At 56.6% G+C, this 15,603-nt stretch carries 12 protein-coding genes; 8 read left to right on the top strand and 4 right to left on the bottom strand.

All coding sequences use genetic code 11. The annotated features are described in order from the left end of the window. Positions 1-18 precede the first annotated feature (18 nt). The 6 genes from CA948_RS10105 to CA948_RS10080 all read left to right on the top strand — a co-directional run bounded on the left by CA948_RS10105 (position 19) and on the right by CA948_RS10080 (position 7,453). On the top strand, positions 19-591 hold the full coding sequence (locus CA948_RS10105; RefSeq protein WP_234354385.1) for a thermonuclease family protein: 573 nt from the start codon (positions 19-21) through the stop codon (positions 589-591). Further along, the gene (locus CA948_RS10100; RefSeq protein WP_108727930.1) at positions 585-2,771 is read left to right on the top strand and encodes an ABC transporter substrate-binding protein; all 2,187 of its coding nucleotides are present in this window, start codon (positions 585-587) and stop codon (positions 2,769-2,771) included. Before CA948_RS10105 ends, CA948_RS10100 begins: the two co-directional genes overlap by 7 nt. Beyond that, positions 2,771-3,748: an ABC transporter permease gene (locus CA948_RS10095; protein WP_094195929.1), complete on the top strand. Its 978-nt coding sequence runs from the start codon at positions 2,771-2,773 to the stop codon at positions 3,746-3,748. The genes CA948_RS10100 and CA948_RS10095 overlap by 1 nt, the downstream gene beginning before the upstream one ends. 7 nt (positions 3,749-3,755) lie before the next feature. After that, a complete protein-coding gene (locus tag CA948_RS10090; RefSeq protein WP_108727929.1) occupies positions 3,756-5,210 on the top strand; it encodes an ABC transporter permease in 1,455 nt (484 codons plus the stop codon). Beyond that, a complete protein-coding gene (locus CA948_RS10085) occupies positions 5,207-6,892 on the top strand; it encodes an ABC transporter ATP-binding protein (protein WP_108727928.1) in 1,686 nt (561 codons plus the stop codon). Before CA948_RS10090 ends, CA948_RS10085 begins: the two co-directional genes overlap by 4 nt. 84 nt (positions 6,893-6,976) lie before the next feature. After that, positions 6,977-7,453, top strand: a complete 477-nt coding sequence (locus tag CA948_RS10080) for a DUF1178 family protein (protein ID WP_108727927.1) — start codon at positions 6,977-6,979, stop codon at positions 7,451-7,453. Here CA948_RS10080 and CA948_RS10075 read toward each other — a convergent pair. Beyond that, on the bottom strand, positions 7,404-9,281 hold the full coding sequence (locus CA948_RS10075) for a sigma-54-dependent Fis family transcriptional regulator (RefSeq protein WP_238988582.1): 1,878 nt from the start codon (positions 9,279-9,281) through the stop codon (positions 7,404-7,406). The two genes, CA948_RS10080 and CA948_RS10075, sit on opposite strands and share 50 nt — an antisense overlap. Positions 9,282-9,523: 242 nt before the next feature. Between CA948_RS10075 and exaC the strand changes: the two genes are divergently transcribed. After that, the gene (gene exaC / locus CA948_RS10070) at positions 9,524-11,050 is read left to right on the top strand and encodes an acetaldehyde dehydrogenase ExaC (RefSeq protein ID WP_094195934.1); all 1,527 of its coding nucleotides are present in this window, start codon (positions 9,524-9,526) and stop codon (positions 11,048-11,050) included. A gap of 134 nt (positions 11,051-11,184) precedes the next feature. Then, the gene (locus CA948_RS10065; protein ID WP_094195935.1) at positions 11,185-12,333 is read left to right on the top strand and encodes an iron-containing alcohol dehydrogenase; all 1,149 of its coding nucleotides are present in this window, start codon (positions 11,185-11,187) and stop codon (positions 12,331-12,333) included. Between the two features lie 162 nt (positions 12,334-12,495). Here CA948_RS10065 and efp read toward each other — a convergent pair whose 3' ends face one another. The 3 genes from efp to CA948_RS10050 all read right to left on the bottom strand — a co-directional run bounded on the left by efp (position 12,496) and on the right by CA948_RS10050 (position 15,478). Beyond that, positions 12,496-13,053, bottom strand: a complete 558-nt coding sequence (efp, locus tag CA948_RS10060; RefSeq protein ID WP_003802564.1) for an elongation factor P — start codon at positions 13,051-13,053, stop codon at positions 12,496-12,498. A gap of 72 nt (positions 13,054-13,125) precedes the next feature. Further along, positions 13,126-14,265 carry an elongation factor P maturation arginine rhamnosyltransferase EarP gene (gene earP / locus CA948_RS10055; protein WP_159086131.1) on the bottom strand — a complete coding sequence of 380 codons (1,140 nt, stop codon included), beginning with the start codon at positions 14,263-14,265 and terminating at the stop codon, positions 13,126-13,128. 1 nt (position 14,266) lies between these two features. Then, positions 14,267-15,478, bottom strand: a complete 1,212-nt coding sequence (locus CA948_RS10050) for a DUF2863 family protein (protein ID WP_238988581.1) — start codon at positions 15,476-15,478, stop codon at positions 14,267-14,269. Positions 15,479-15,603: the final 125 nt, after the last annotated feature.

Here is a 15,603-nt window from a genome sequence, read left to right as displayed (position 1 = left end):
TGGAGTGTTGTCCGCATCATGACTGTGTTTTCCCTGTCCGGCTTTTCTTCTTTGACTCGGCGCACAGCCGTTTGTGCTGGCATGGCGGCTGTGATGGCTGTCTGGGCCTTGCCTGTTCAGGCTCAAAACTTCGAGTTGACTGGGCGCGTGGTGCGGGTGGCGGATGGCGATACGCTGACAATTCTGCCCAGCAATAACAAGCAGGTGCGTGTGCGCCTGGCCAGTATTGATGCCCCTGAAACCACGAAAGACAGCCGTCGCCCTGGCCAGCCCTTTGCGGTGGCCTCGCGACGCTTCTTGTCGGATTTAGTGTCCGGCAAGCAATTGACCCTGTCTTGCTATGAGAGCGATCGCCATGGTCGTGCGGTATGCGATGTGCCCTTGGCCGATGGTGAAACCGCTAATCAGAAACTGGTGCGTGCCGGTATGGCAATGGCGAACCGGGAAAAGCGTGGCCGCTTCCTGCGTGACCCGCGCATTGACGGGCTGGAGCGCGAAGCCAAAGAGGACCGCGTTGGCATCTGGTCCGAACCCAATCCTGTGCCGCCATGGAAATGGCGCTATGACTGCTGGCGGCAAGGGCAATGTTAAGCCCTTGGCGGTGGGGCGGGCTGGCCCTGTTGTGTGTCGGATTGGCAGCCTGCTCCAAGCCCGTGAACAGCCCTTATCACGAAGAAAGCGCAGCGGAAAACACGCTGTACAGCGCATTCACGACTCGTTCTCCCAATCACCTGGATCCGGCTTTGTCCTATTCCGGTGACGAGACCCCATTTACCTATTCGATTTACGAGCCGCTGTACGGCTACCACTATCTGGATCGGCCGTATCGCCTGATCCCCAAGACGGCGGCCGAGCTGGTAGACCCGGTGTATCTGGACGCGCAAGGTCATCGTCTGCCAGCCGATGCGCCGGGTGAGCAGGTGGCCATCAGCCGTTACGACATTCCGATCAAGCAAGGCATTCGCTTTCAGCCACATCCGGCCTTTGCCTTGGATGAGCAGGGTGAGTTCCGTTACTACCCCATGCGGGCGCCGGATTTGAGTGACGCCTTTAGCATTGCCGACTTTGCCCATACCGGCTCGCGAGAGCTGACGGCTCACGATTACGTTTATGCCTTCAAGCGTCTGGCCAGTCCGCGTTTGGCCTCGCCTGCCTTGGGGGTGATGGCCGAGCATATCCGGGGCTTCAAGGAGTTCAGTGAAGAACTGGCCCGTATTGACAAGCAGGAGCCGCGTCCTCAATGGCTGGATTTGCGCCCCTTTACCTTGCCGGGTGTGCGCGCCCTGGACAAACACACGCTGCGTATTGAGGTCAATGGCAAGTATCCGCAGTTCAAGTACTGGCTAGCCATGACTTTTACTGCTCCTATGGCTTGGGAGGCCGAGCGTTTCTATAGCCAGCCACGCATGGCACAGCACAACCTGACGCTGGATAGTTGGCCGGTGGGTACGGGCCCATTCATGCTGACGGAGTCCCTGACCAACCGCCGCCATGTGTTGAGCCGCAACCCCAATTACCGGGGTGAGCCCTACCCGTGCGTGGGCGAGCCGGGTGATCAAGCAGCCGGTTTGCTGGAAGATTGTGGTAAACCCATGCCTTTCCTGGACAAAGTGGTGTTCTCTTTGGAAAAAGAGGGCGTACCTTTGATGGGCAAGTTCCTGCAAGGTTATTACGACATTCCGCAGGTGGAGCGGGGCGAGTATGGCGTGGCCATGACCGTAGCGGCACAGGATTCCGTCGACAAAGCCAATCTGTATCAGGAGCGCGGTTTGCAATTGCGTACGGCTCCCGAAGCGCAATTGTTTTATATGGGCTTTAACTGGCACGACCCAGTGGTCGGCCAGGGCGACACACCCGAGCAGTTCGAGAAAAACCGCAAGCTGCGTTTGGCTATCAGCATTGTGTTCGACTGGGAGCAGTACGTCTCCATTTTCATGAATGACCAAGGGCAAGCCGCGCATGGCCCCTTGCCGCCGGGCGTGCCGGGTTATCAGCCCTTGCCCCAGGGCGCCAACCCTTATGTCTACACCAGGGACAATGGTGTGGTGAAACGCCGCAGCCTGGACGAAGCCCGTGATTTGTTGCGGCAGGCCGGTTATCCCGATGGACGGGACAGTCGAACCGGTAAGCCCTTGATCCTGTATTACGACTCCATGATGGGGATGGGTTCGGATGCCACGGTGGATTGGATGCGCCGTCAATTAGCCCAAGTGGGCCTGCAATTGGAAGTACGTGCCACCGACTACAACCGTTTTCAGGACAAGATGAAGCGTGGCGCGGCGCAGATATTCCTGTGGGGTTGGGTAGCCGACTACCCGGATGCCGAAAACTTTTTCACCTTGTTGTACGGCCCTCAAGCCAAGAAAGATTTTGGGGGTGAAAACGCTGCCAATTATCAAAGTGCAGAGTTTGATCGTCTGTACGAGCAAATGCGTTTTTTGAATGACGGCCCGGACAAGCAGGCGGTGGTGCAGCAGATGATTCATTTGGTTCAGCACGATGCTCCCTGGATGTTTGGCTATGTCCCCAATGCGGGCGGTGCATACCAAAGCTGGGTACGCAATGCCAAGCCGTCCATGATGGTGCGCGACAGCATCCAGTATTACCGTATCGACCCTGAACAGCGCGTCGAGCGCATTGACCTTTGGAATCGCCCCGTCTGGTGGCCTGCTATTCCATTGGGCTTGCTGGCTTTGATTCTGGCGTGGGTGGTGCGCTCGCAGGCTCAGGCGCGTCGTCGCCGTGTGGCTTTGCGCAAGGAGAAAGACTGATGTTTTCCTATATGCTGCGGCGCATTCTGTATGGCGTGCTGATTCTGATCGGGGTCAATCTGCTGACCTTTGTGCTGTTTTTTGCCGTGAATACGCCCGATGATATGGCCCGTTTGTCCATTGGCGGGCAGCGCGTCAGCCAGACGGCGATTGAAAACTGGAAGGCAGAGCGCGGATATAACAAGCCGCTGTTTTATAACGCTCAAGCCGAGGGCAGCAAAGCGTTGACCGACACGATCTTCTACGAACGCTCGGTTCCCTTGCTGCGCCTGGACTTTGGCTTGTCGGATCAAGGGCAGGATATTGCCTATCAGATCAAACAGCGCATGGGCCCCAGTCTGGCCTTGGCCCTGCCCACCTTCTTTTTAGGTTTATGGGTGTGCATCAGCTTTGCCTTGCTGATGGTGTTTTTCCGGGGAACCCGACTGGACTTTTCAGCCGTCGTGCTGTGCGTAGTACTGATGTCCATTTCGGGGCTGTTCTACATCATTGCCGGGCAGTGGCTGTTTGCGCGGGTGCTCCGTTGGGTGCCGTTCTCGGGCTGGGTGCAAGGGATGGATAACTGGCGCTTTTTGGTCTTGCCGGTACTGGTGGGAATTTTGTCACGCATCGGGGCGGAATCGCGTTTTTATCGCAGCCTGTTCCTGGAGGAGGCCAGCCGTGACTATGTTCGTACGGCGCGCTCCAAGGGCTTGACCGAATCTACAGTTTTGTTCCGTCACGTGTTGCCCAATGCGCTATTGCCCATTTTGACGGGCACCGTATCGGCCTTGCCTTTGTTGTTCATGGGTAGTCTGATTTCCGAGTCTTTTTTTGGTATTCCGGGTCTGGGTAGTTTCACCATTGATGCCATCAATGCCCAGGACTTTTCCATTGTGCGTGCCATGGTGTTTTTAGGATCGATGCTTTATATCGCCGGTTTGATTCTGGCTGATATCTCCTACACCCTGGTCGATCCCCGCATTCGTTTCAACTGAGCCCGCCATGCCACAGTTCGTCTTTCTCTGGACCGATACCTTTGTGCTGGCACTGTTTCTGGCCATGGCGGTCTATACCTGGCGTGTCGTCAAGCGTCCCGCCTTGCGCTCGGCCTGGGCCAGTGTGGCACGTACGCCATCGGCCATGTGTGCCGCTGTTTTTCTGGTCTTTTTTCTGCTGCTTGGTCTGCTGGACTCCATTCACTATCGGCCGCTTTTGCCAGCGGCCCCGGGGCAGGAGGCCAGCACACCCAGTTATGCGCCTGTAGCTCGTTCGGCACTGGATGATGTTTTGAAAGCGGCGGGTCTGACAAAAGTTGAAAAGACGTATTCGGCTCCCTTGGCCCGCTTTCAGTTGACCAAGGAAAGCATGTTGATTGACGGCAAGCCCGTGCGCGACTTCCCGCGCCTGGTCAATGCCGGGGTTGGGATGGACACGCCTCAGGAGCACCGACAGGACCTTCTCCGACTCAGTCTGAAAGGCCTGTCTTGGGGGCTGCTGGCCAGTGTGGTGCTGGCTTTCTTGTTGACGCTTTGGGGGCGCAAGCAATCGATGGAAGCAGGCTGGGGGGCGGCATGGTGTTATTGGTGGCAGGGGCAGGGTTTGGTGAATTGGCGGCTTGTCTGGTTCAGCGCTTGCGCACTGGTGATACTGCTGTGTCTGGTTCTGAGCCTGAGCACGAATTACTACGTGCTGGGTACGGACCGCACAGGTAACGACATCATCTGGCAAGCCTTGAAAAGCGTGCGTACCGCGTTGGTGATTGGCACCTTGACCACCTTTGCCATGTTGCCGCCTGCCATTATCCTGGGCTTGGCCGCCGGATACTTCCGGGGCTGGGTCGATGATGTCATTCAATACATTTACACCACGCTGACCTCCATTCCCGGCGTCTTGTTGATTGCCGCCTGCGTGTTGATGATGCAAGTTTATATCGACACCCATCCCGATAGCTTCGACACCGTGGCTGCCCGTGCCGACCTGCGTTTGTTCATGTTGTGTCTGATTCTGGGCCTGACCGGCTGGGCGGGCCTGTGCCGCCTGCTGCGTGCCGAGGTGTTGAAACTGCGCGAGCTGGACTATGTGCAGGCCGCTCAGGCTTTTGGCGTAGGCCATTTGCGCATCATGTTTCGTCACCTCCTGCCCAATGTGATGCACATTGTGCTGATCACTCTGATTCTGGAGTTCTCCGGTCTGGTGCTGTACGAGGCGGTGCTGTCCTATCTGGGCATAGGCGTGGACCCCAGCATGCCTTCCTTTGGACGCATGATTGATGCCGCCCGCAGCGAACTGTCCCGCGACCCGATTATCTGGTGGGGTTTGGCCGGGGCTTTTGTGATGATGCTGGGGCTGGTTCTGTCCGCGAACATTTTTGCCGATGCGGTGCAAACGGCTTTTGATCCTCGTACCCGCCGATTCAAGACGTTGCGAGTCCGTCGCCCAGGAGGAGCCAAAGTATGAGTGAGCTTGAGAACGACTGCGCCGTGAAGCCCTCTACAACGCCTGCCGTGCTCAATATCGAGGGCTTGGAACTGCGCGTGCAGTCTGATGCCGGTGTGCAAAGCGTGGTACGCAATCTGTCTTTGGCTGTGCAGCGTGGTGAAACCTTTGCCTTGGTGGGGGAGTCCGGCTGCGGCAAAAGCATGACAGCGATGGCGATCCTGCGTCTCTTGCCGGAAGCTGCCTGGATGCAGTCCGGTCACATTGCCTTGGATGGACTGGAGTTGCCGCCTTTGCCTGAGCAACACATGCAGGATGTGCGCGGCAAACGCATCAGTGTGATTTTTCAGGAGCCGTCCACCAGCCTGAATCCGGTCATGTCCATTGGCCGGCAGATCAGCGAGGTGATTCGTCGTCATGCTGTAGCTCCTGCGGGGCAGGAAAGGGCAAGGGCTATCCAATGGCTGGAGCGTGTCGGCATCCCCGGTGCTGCCCAGCGCTACGATGATTTTCCGTTCCAGTTTTCCGGTGGCCAGAAGCAACGCATCATGATTGCGATTGCCTTGGCGGCAGAGCCCGATTTGCTGGTGGCCGATGAGCCAACTACTGCGCTGGATGTGACGGTTCAGGCACAGATTTTGCAGTTGCTGGCCGATATACAGAAAGAGATGGGCCTGGCTATTTTGCTGATTACGCACGACTTGCTGCTGGTGAAGCAATACGCCGACTATGTGGCCTTGATGCGGCACGGGCAAATTGTGGAAGCCGGGTTGGCCAGCCAGTTCTTTCTGCGTCCCAGCCATCCGTATGCTCGTGAATTGCTCGATGCCATTCCCACTTTTGAAAAACGTGGGCGGCCCTTGTCCCGCGCCATTGCGCCTATTGAAGCCGTAGCGCCGCGCAGTAGCGGCAAAGAGCTGGTTCTGGATATTCAGAACCTGTCTGTGTCCTACAAACAGGCCGGTTCCTGGTGGCGACGCTTGCCCGTAATCCCCGTGGTCAAAGACTTGAGTCTGCAACTGCACAAAGGCGAAACCCTGGCTTTGGTTGGTGAATCGGGTTGCGGTAAAAGCACGGTTGCACGTACCTTGATGCGTTTGCTGGATCACCAGGCGCAGATCAGTGGTCAGGTGCACATGCAGGGGCAGAATATTCTGCAAGTAAAAGGCAAGGCCTTGCGGCAATTGCGCTCACGTCTGCAGATTATTTTTCAGGACCCATATGGATCGTTGGACCCGCGCATGATGGTGGGCGATATTCTCTTGGAAGGCCTGACTGCCTTGCGCCCCGAGCTGGATGCCAAGGCGCGTCGCAAACGAATTGAAACGTTGGTGGAGCAAGTCGGCCTACCCAAGAACGCCCTGGATCGTTACGCGCATGAGTTCTCTGGTGGACAACGCCAGCGCATTGCGATTGCGCGCGCCTTGGCGGTTGAACCTGCCGTTCTGATTTGCGATGAACCGACCTCGGCCCTGGACGTGTCCGTGCAGGCGCAGATTCTGGATTTGATGCGTGAATTGCAAATGGAGCTGGGGTTAGCTTATTTGTTCATTACCCATAATTTCGGGGTTGTGGAGTATCTAGCCGATCGAATTGCTATTATGGCCAAGGGGTGTATCGTAGAGCAGGGCAGTGCGCAGCAGGTTCTGTTCCATCCACAGGAAGAGTTGACGCAGCGTCTGCTGGCCGCTGTGCCCCGTTAAGCCGCGCATGCCGTACTTGCCATAATTGGTTCGCCACTTCCATGTCACAATATGGCGGTTTATTCGCCCATTGATATACACATTATGAGCTTGAAGGTTTTTGATCTTGAGTGTGAACACGGCCATGTGTTCGAGGGTTGGTTTAGCTCACGCGAAAGTTACGATGAGCAGATCAGTCGTGGGCTGTTGTGTTGCCCCGTCTGCAACAGCCATGAGGTCAAACGCAAACTGTCGGCTCCACGTATCAATGTGGGTGCGCAAGAAAGCAGCACCGCTTCTGACTCTGCTCCCGTTCCGCCGCCTTTGCCCTCAACCATGCCCACCGAAGAGCAAATGCGGGTGATTCAAGGCCAGCTCTTGCAGGAGCTACGCTCGGTGATACGCAAGTCGGATAATGTGGGCACCCAGTTTGCCCAGGAAGCACGCCGTATGCACGAAGGCGATATTGAACCGCGTGCCATCCGCGGTCAGGCCACGGCGCAGGAGTATCAGGAACTGGCCGACGACGGCATTATTGCCATGCCGATTCCTGACTTTCTGGATGATGACCGCCTGCAGTAATGAGCGGCGACATTTCTTTCAGTCTGCGATGCAAGGTGCTGCGATGCAGCCCCAAGGCGCGCGCCGCTTGTGAAATATTTCCCTGATGTTGTTCCAAAGCCTGCTGCACAGCGGCGTATTCCTGTTCCTTCAGGGTTTGTGGCTTGGGGACGGCAGGGGGGCTTGTTTTCGTGATATTTCGGGCTGCTGGGGCGTCTGGCTCTTGAGCCAGCAGCGGATGCTCGACATGTAAACATGGCAGGGCAGGCAGATCCTGAGCCAACCACAGACGCCCAGGAGAATCTTGCACAATGATTTGCAGCAGTACCGATCGCAGCTGGCGATAATTACCCGGCCAGTCGTAGTTCTGCAGTGTTTGCAAGGCGTCGGGATGGAGCTGGGGTGCCATCTGGCCTTGTGCCAGAACGGCCAGCTCTCTGGAAATATAATCGCCCAGATCGTTGCGCTCTCTAAGACTGGGGACTGTGCAGACATAGTCTTGCAGCCGGAAGTACAAGTCAGCACGGAAGCGGCCATCACGTACCAGTTTTTCCAGCGGCTGATGGCTGGCACTGATCAACTGGAAGTCTAGACGGTGTGTGCGCTCCGAACCCAGTGCCTGAACTTCGCGTTCTTGCAGAACCCGCAGCAGACGGCTTTGCAAAGCGACCGGCATATCACCAATTTCATCCAGAAACAGCACACCGCCGTGTGCTTGACGCAATTTGCCGGCATAACCCTGACGACGCGCACCGGTAAATGCACCGGCTTCATAGCCAAACAGCTCGGCTTCAATCAGGGTTTCGGGCAGGGCGGCGCAGTTAATTGCCACAAAAGGGCCGGACTGCGACTGGCGGCGGCGATGTAGTTCTCGTGCCATACGCTCCTTGCCGGAGCCACTGGGGCCACTTAGCAAGATGGACAAGCCCATTTGCATGGCCCGCAACGCTGGTTCCAGCGCCTTTTCCTGCTGGGGAGACAACTGAGTTGTGTCCGCTGTCTCCGTTTGAACGTGTACCGCGCGGGCGGAGGCCGGGGCTTTAGTTGCCGTGCTCAGGTGTAGCGTTACAGGCTGACTTGTGCTTTTCGCCTGCTCCAGTACCGAACGTAAATCCTGGCCGGGCAGCTCCTGCCAGTCCTGGCGCAACATGCGGGCGGCCAGCTCATCGGCGGCCACAATCATGTCGTCTTCCAGAACCAGTCGACCACTGAAAGCGCTATTGAGCAGGCCAGGGTCGGTATGTAGATGCAGCAGGCGGCGGGATGGCGTGCACAGCGACTCCAGCATTTGGCGGCTGATCTGGCGGGCGTACAACTGCGCCAAATCCAGGGCGTAGTGATGCTCCAGCTCTGAAGGCCCGGAAATATCCAGCACCCCAATAATCTGACCATAAGGGTCATAAATGGGGGCGGCGTGGCAGCTTAGAATCCGGTTGTCAGGCAAATAGTGCTGACTGCCGTGAATCTTGATGGGCTGTGCGCAGAACAGGGCGGTGCCTATGGCATTGGTGCCGCGATGGTTCTCGGCCCAGCTTACACCCGCACGCAAGGCAACCTGCTCGGCCCGTTGCAGAAAATGCGGATCGCCCGCTTGTTGTAACACCGTGCCTTGGGCGTCGCACAATAAAACCAGACTGCGATGCGGATGCACCAGCGCGGCCAGATCCTGTACGGCTGCCGAAGAGTGATGCAATAAGTGATGCTGCTGTTCCAGCAACTGTCGCAGCGCACCTTGGCTCATGTCTCTGGGCTCTGCACTTAAGTCTGACTCCATCGTTTGGCAGCGCTCCCAGGATTGACGCCACATGGTTTCGTTGGTTTGCGGGCAAAACGCGTGTAGAGAAGTCATGAATGTGCTCCGGGAGGGGTGTCGCATCCTGCGACAGTGCTCACTTTTTGCGACAGTCGCTGTCGCAGCCTGCGACTGGAGGTTGTTCCATTATGGAGGCGGGCGGGCTTAGGATCGAGTCGGGACAATCGCTAGCTAGTTTGGCACGTTATTTGCTTTAGTTAAATCAGGATAAAGGCACCCCTAACCTTTCCCTGCGGTGTACGTCTGGTGACACCGAACTAAATCAATAAGGAGACATCATGAATCTGTCCGATCTCAAATCCATGGGCCTGGATCTGGAATTTCCCTTCAAGTCCCGTTACGACAACTACATTGGTGGACGTTGGGTGCCGCCGGTCGAGGGTGAGTATTTCGATAACGTCTCCCCCGTTACCGGGCAGGTGTTTTGCCAGGTCGCCCGCTCGGGTGCCGCCGATATCGACCTGGCGCTGGATGCCGCGCACAAGGTACGACACCAGTGGGCCAATACTGCGCCTGCCGAGCGCTCCGCTGTTTTGCTGCGCATTGCCGACCGTATTGAACAAAACCTGGAACGTCTGGCGGTGGCAGAAACCATCGACAACGGTAAACCTATCCGTGAAACCCGCGCGGCTGACTTGCCTTTGGCGGTCGACCATTTCCGCTACTTTGCCGGTTGCCTGCGTGCTCAGGAAGGCAGTCTCTCGGATATCGATGGCACCACGGTTGCTTACCACTTTCACGAGCCTATCGGCGTCGTCGGTCAGATCATCCCCTGGAACTTTCCGCTGTTGATGGCTGCCTGGAAACTGGCACCGGCCTTGGCGGCCGGTTGCCCCATTGTCCTGAAACCCGCCGAGCAAACCCCCGCTTCCATCCTACTGCTGATGGAAATCATTGGTGACCTGCTACCGGCTGGTGTGCTGAACGTTGTCACCGGCTACGGGAAAGAAGCCGGCCATGCCTTGGCCAATTCCAAGCGTATCGCCAAAATCGCCTTCACCGGCTCCACACCTGTAGGTCGAGAAATCCTGCACGCCGCCGCTGATCGCCTGATCCCCGCGACTGTGGAGCTGGGCGGCAAGAGCCCCAACATCTTCTTTGAAGACGTGATGCAGGCTGATGATGCTTTCCTGGACAAAGCCCTGGAAGGCTTGAGTATGTTCGCCCTGAATCAAGGCGAGATCTGCACATGCCCATCGCGCATTCTGATTCAGGAGTCCATCTACGAACGCTTTATTGAACGCGCCGTTGAGCGAGTCAAACGTATTCAGACTGGCAATCCACTCAATGCCGGGACGATGGTGGGTGCACAGGTTTCCGAGAAGCAGATGGAGCGCATTTTGGGTTACATCAATATCGGCCGTGAGGAGGGCGCACAAGCCCTGACCGGTGGTGAACGTAATCGTCTGGGCCAGGGCCTGGACAATGGCTATTACATCAGCCCCACCATGCTGCTGGGTAAAAACAGCATGCGTACCTTCCAGGAAGAAATCTTCGGACCCGTGGCCGCAGTGACCACCTTCAAGGACGAAGAAGAAGCTATCGCCATTGCCAACGATACCGAGTTCGGCCTGGGTGCTGGCGTCTGGAGCCGCGACGGCTCGCGTGCCTACCGCGTAGGCCGTGGTGTTGAAGCTGGCCGAGTCTGGACCAACTGCTATCACCTGTATCCTGCTCACGCTGCTTTCGGTGGCTACAAGCAATCCGGCATCGGCCGCGAAACCCACAAGATGGCCCTCAATAACTACCAGCAAACCAAGTGCCTGCTGGTCAGCTACAGCCCGAACGCCCTGGGCTTTTTCTGATCTCTTGATCTATTCGTAGTGCTGTTAGACCTCCCCCCATGCAATATGGGGGGATCCCTTCCTTGCGCGCTTTCAATGCGTATTGCCTTGAAGCGGCAAGGAGCTTCTTCTATCGTTAATTAGGAGTACGCACAATGACTGTCTCTGAGTTTTTCATGACCTCACACAATGTTCTGGGCCCCGGCGCCTTGGATCAGGCTATGCCGATTGTTGGGAGGATGGGCTTCAAAAAGGCCTTGATCATCACAGACTCTGATCTGGCCAAATTGGGTATGGCTAAACTGGTGGCAGACAAGCTGATTGCGCAGGGTATCGATACAGCGATTTTTGATCAGGTACAGCCCAATCCCACTGTAGGTAACGTCAATGCAGGCTTGGAAGCGCTGAAAGCACACGGTGCAGATATGATTGTCTCCCTGGGCGGCGGCTCCTCCCACGACTGTGCCAAAGGTGTGGCCCTGGTTGCCAGTAACGGTGGCAAGATTGCCGACTATGAAGGGGTCGATAAGTCCGCCAAGCCGCAACTGCCGCTGCTGGCCATTAATACCACCGCTGGCACAGCGTCAGAGATGACACGCTTTACCATCATTACCGACGAAACCCGTCACGTGAAGATGGCGATCATCGACCGCCACATTACTCCGTTCTTGTCAGTGAATGACTCAGAACTGATGGAAGGCATGCCCGCCTCGCTAACCGCTGCCACCGGCATGGATGCCCTGACTCACGCAGTCGAAGCCTATGTATCGACCATTGCCACTCCCATTACCGACGCCTGTGCGGTGAAAGTTGTCGAGCTGGTTGCTAAATACTTGCCTATCGCGGTGCGTGAGCCGCATAACAAAAAAGCCCGTGAACAGATGGCGTATGCCCAGTTTTTGGGAGGGATGGCATTCAATAACGCGTCGCTGGGCTATGTGCATGCTATGGCTCACCAGTTAGGTGGTTTCTACGACCTGCCGCATGGTGTTTGTAATGCCCTGCTGCTGCCGCATGTGCAGGCTTTCAATATGCAAGCGGTAAAAGGGCGTTTGGACGAACTGGGTAAGATATTGTCGGACAACAATCCTGACCTCAAAGGTCTGGATGTGATTGCAGCAATTAAAAAGCTGGCCGATATTGTGGGGATTCCGAAGTCGCTGGAAGAGCTGGGAGTGAAGCGGGAAGATTTCTCAGTTCTGGCTGAGAACGCACTCAAGGATGTGTGTGGAGCGACTAATCCGATTCAGACGGATAAGAAGACGATTGTGGGTATTTTTGAAGAGGCGTTTGGGGCGAGGTAAGAGCTGGCGGACTGAATACTGTGTTCGTTAAAGTTAGTGGTATCAAGTCTGCCGTTGCCCTGCCCAGAAGGCCACTCGGTGAATCTGGCAGGCAGGAAAAAGGGGCTGTTTTTACAGCCCCTTTTTTTTGCGCGTACCGCACTGGGCGGCACGACGTCTTTCTTACATCACGCGGCTGCGGTATTCGCCAGTGCGAGTATCGATTTCGATCTTGTCGCCGATGTTGCAGAACAGAGGCACGCTGATTTCGGTACCTGTGTTGATCTTGGCGGGCTTTAATACTTTACCGGAGGTATCGCCTTTCACGGCAGGTTCGGTGTAGGTGATTTCGCGCACGATGATGGTGGGCAGCTCAACCGAGATGGCACGACCTTCGTAGAAAACGGCCTCAACGGACATGTTTTCTTCCAGGTAGTCCAGAGCGTCGCCCATGCTTTCGGCTTCGATTTCGTACTGGTTGTACTCTTCGTCCATGAAAACATACATGGGGTCAGCGAAGTAGGAGTAAGTGCATTCGCGCTTTTCAAGCTGGACAACTTCAAATTTTTCGTCAGCTTTGTGCACGGCTTCGCTGTTCGAGCCGGTCAGCAGGTTCTTGAACTTCAGTTTGACAACGGCGGAGTTGCGACCGGATTTGTTGTATTCCGTTTTCTGAACGACCAGAGGGTCGCCATTGACCATCGCGACGTTACCAACGCGCAGTTCTTGTGCGGTTTTCATTAAAAAAACTCCGAATGGGACAGGCTCCGCCAAACGCAGTGTCAGGGAGCTTTTAAGAAGTAATCTGTTATTTTAGCGTTTTCGGGCGACTTGGGTGTAAAAACTCAGCAAACTGCTGGCCAAATCGGCTTGTTCAGCCAGTTTTGTACTATATGCACGGGCTTCTTGTTGCCATAGACGCAACACCTGCGGTTCCAGACTGCGGCGCAAGGCGGCGGCAGCGCCGGCCTGATCCGCACTGCTCCAGGCCAGATGCAGGGCTTGAACCGGCTCGGGTAGATTGCCGGTATCCAGCCAGGCTTGCAGCTTGTCCAGATGGGCCTGTTCTTCCTGTACGTAGGGCTGCCACAGCATGGGTTGCCCGGCCCAGATGGCACGCACCAGAGAGTCCTCGCCGCGCACGATATTGAGCGCACTGCGCCAGAGCAAGGCATCAAAGTCGGCCTGATTCACAGCGGGGATGCGTTGGATCAGCAGGTGGCCTTTGGCTAATTCCGGGAGGTGCTGGGCAACGGACTCGGGCACCAGCAGCAGGGTTTTCTGCTGTAGCGAGGACAGCACTTCGGGCAGAGCCAGCACGGGTGCATCGGGATAGCAGAACAGGAACATTTGCTGCATCTCGCCCTGGAGCAGGGCTTGGACGTGTTTCTGCGATACGCCCAGACGGTTCAGCATGGCCTGATAGGCCGTATCGTCCTTCAAGAAGGTGTCGCGGCGGGCCAGCAGATCGCTTTCACGCAGCAGGCCCCCTGTTTGCGGGACAAAGCCGGGAAAGAAGAAATATTTGTTCGCCCCACCTGCTTGCGGGGAGGGCAGGCCGTGGCAGCCCTGTACCCAGGGCTCGGCGCTTAGGTAATCCAGATTGATCCATACATGGCTGTCGGCCTTCAGTTGCCGAGTCATGGTCTCGGGCGGCTCGCAGGCAAAGGCCTCGATGACGAAGGGGTGTGGCGCGGGGTAGTCTTGGCGCGCGTTGTGCCAATGTTCGATATCTACACCTTGTAGACGCTGGCTTTGCAGGCCGCTTTGGATTTCGGACTGGATGCGGCTAAAGCTGTGCAGATCATCCACCCACAGGCGTAGCTGGGCGACCTCGGGTCTGGCAGCCAACTGACGGGCCAGCCGCCAGCACACGCCTATATCCCCCAGATTGTCGATAACACGGCAAAACAGGTCTATGGATACAGGCTGGGAAACAGTAGCGGTGTTCAATTTAGTGCAGTTGTACGGGGTCCAGATCGATTTCGTCCGGCAGTTCCGGGTGCTGCATCTCGCCGTTAATGTCCGGAAAGAAAGGCGCGTTGCAATCGTCGCAGGTCTCGGTGGAGTGTAGGCCCGGCAGGCGCTGAATCTGGACCAGGCCCAGGGTACTGAGCAGGGCAGCAATGACGTCCGGGATGTCGACATGGTCATCGCTGTGGAAAGAGGACTCGGCCTCTTCCTGACTTAATACAGGCCAGATACAACCATAAATGACGGTAGGCGAGGAAATGGTGCTAAAGCCCACGCGGTACTCTTCAATCTGCTCTTCACCGCAGGCGACAATGACGGCACGCAGTTGGTCGGGCGAGAGCTTGACCGCCGTTTGCAGCCAGGTGATGCCAGCCTTCAGAGCCAGTGGGCGAATCTCACGGTCCGACTCGCGGTTGTTCATGTAATACGCGTTAGGAGCCAGAAACTGCAGTTGGCAGCCGGTAAACAAAGGCGTGACGATGGCGGAATAACGCGCTACCCATTGTTCGACGCAACGCAGGTGCTCAGCTTGCAGATTGTCGCTGGATTGCTGCCAGCGAAACAGGGCTTGGCCTACCGGAGCCATGACTACGCCAATCAGAAAGCGGGCGTCGGCCAGCAGGCTGCTGGCTTCTTCTGGCTTGTTCACAGGGGCAGGGTCTTGGCTGTGGCCCAAGGCTTGCGCGGTCAGGCTGCGCGTCCACGCGTAGGCTTGCTGATAGGTTTGCGGCATCTCGTCGTAATTGACCAGATTGGGCAGCAGGGCGCACATTGTGCCTTCGGCCAGAACGGTGGCGCGTAAGGACTCTTCCAGTTCCTTGTGCTGTTGGGGCTTGAGTTCGCCTTGGGGTAATTGATAGCGTGTCCAGGCGGTCAGCGGAGCTGAAAACAGCAAGGCGTCGTACAACACGCCTTCATGCTCGATTTGCTGACATTCGGCGTGGGACTCGGCCAGTTCCATTAAAATTTCGTAATGCTGACTTTGCTGTTGGCTGCCCAGCAGTTCCAGCGTCTGTTCAACAGCCGTATTACGTCGTCCGCTATAGAGCTTGTCCAGCAATTTGGCGGTCAGCCCTTGCCAGTAGCGGTCTTCGATCTGCGAGCCAGAACGAACCAGCGCGTCCGTGTAATTGAGCAGCCGCTGGATTTCTTTGGGTTGTTGGGCGAGCAGTTTGGAGTTGAGTTGCGACATGGACATACAAAACCGGTAGAGGGACAGCTTAGTTTACCCTTTGCTACGACCGGGGTGTGTGAATGAGGGAAGCTCCCTAGAAAGGAGCGTGAGGCAAAAAACCGCCGCATCCGGAAATGCGGCGG

Source organism: Alcaligenes aquatilis (genome assembly GCF_003076515.1).
Lineage (GTDB): Bacteria > Pseudomonadota > Gammaproteobacteria > Burkholderiales > Burkholderiaceae_B > Alcaligenes > Alcaligenes aquatilis.
This window is presented reverse-complemented; position numbering and strand designations above follow the sequence as displayed.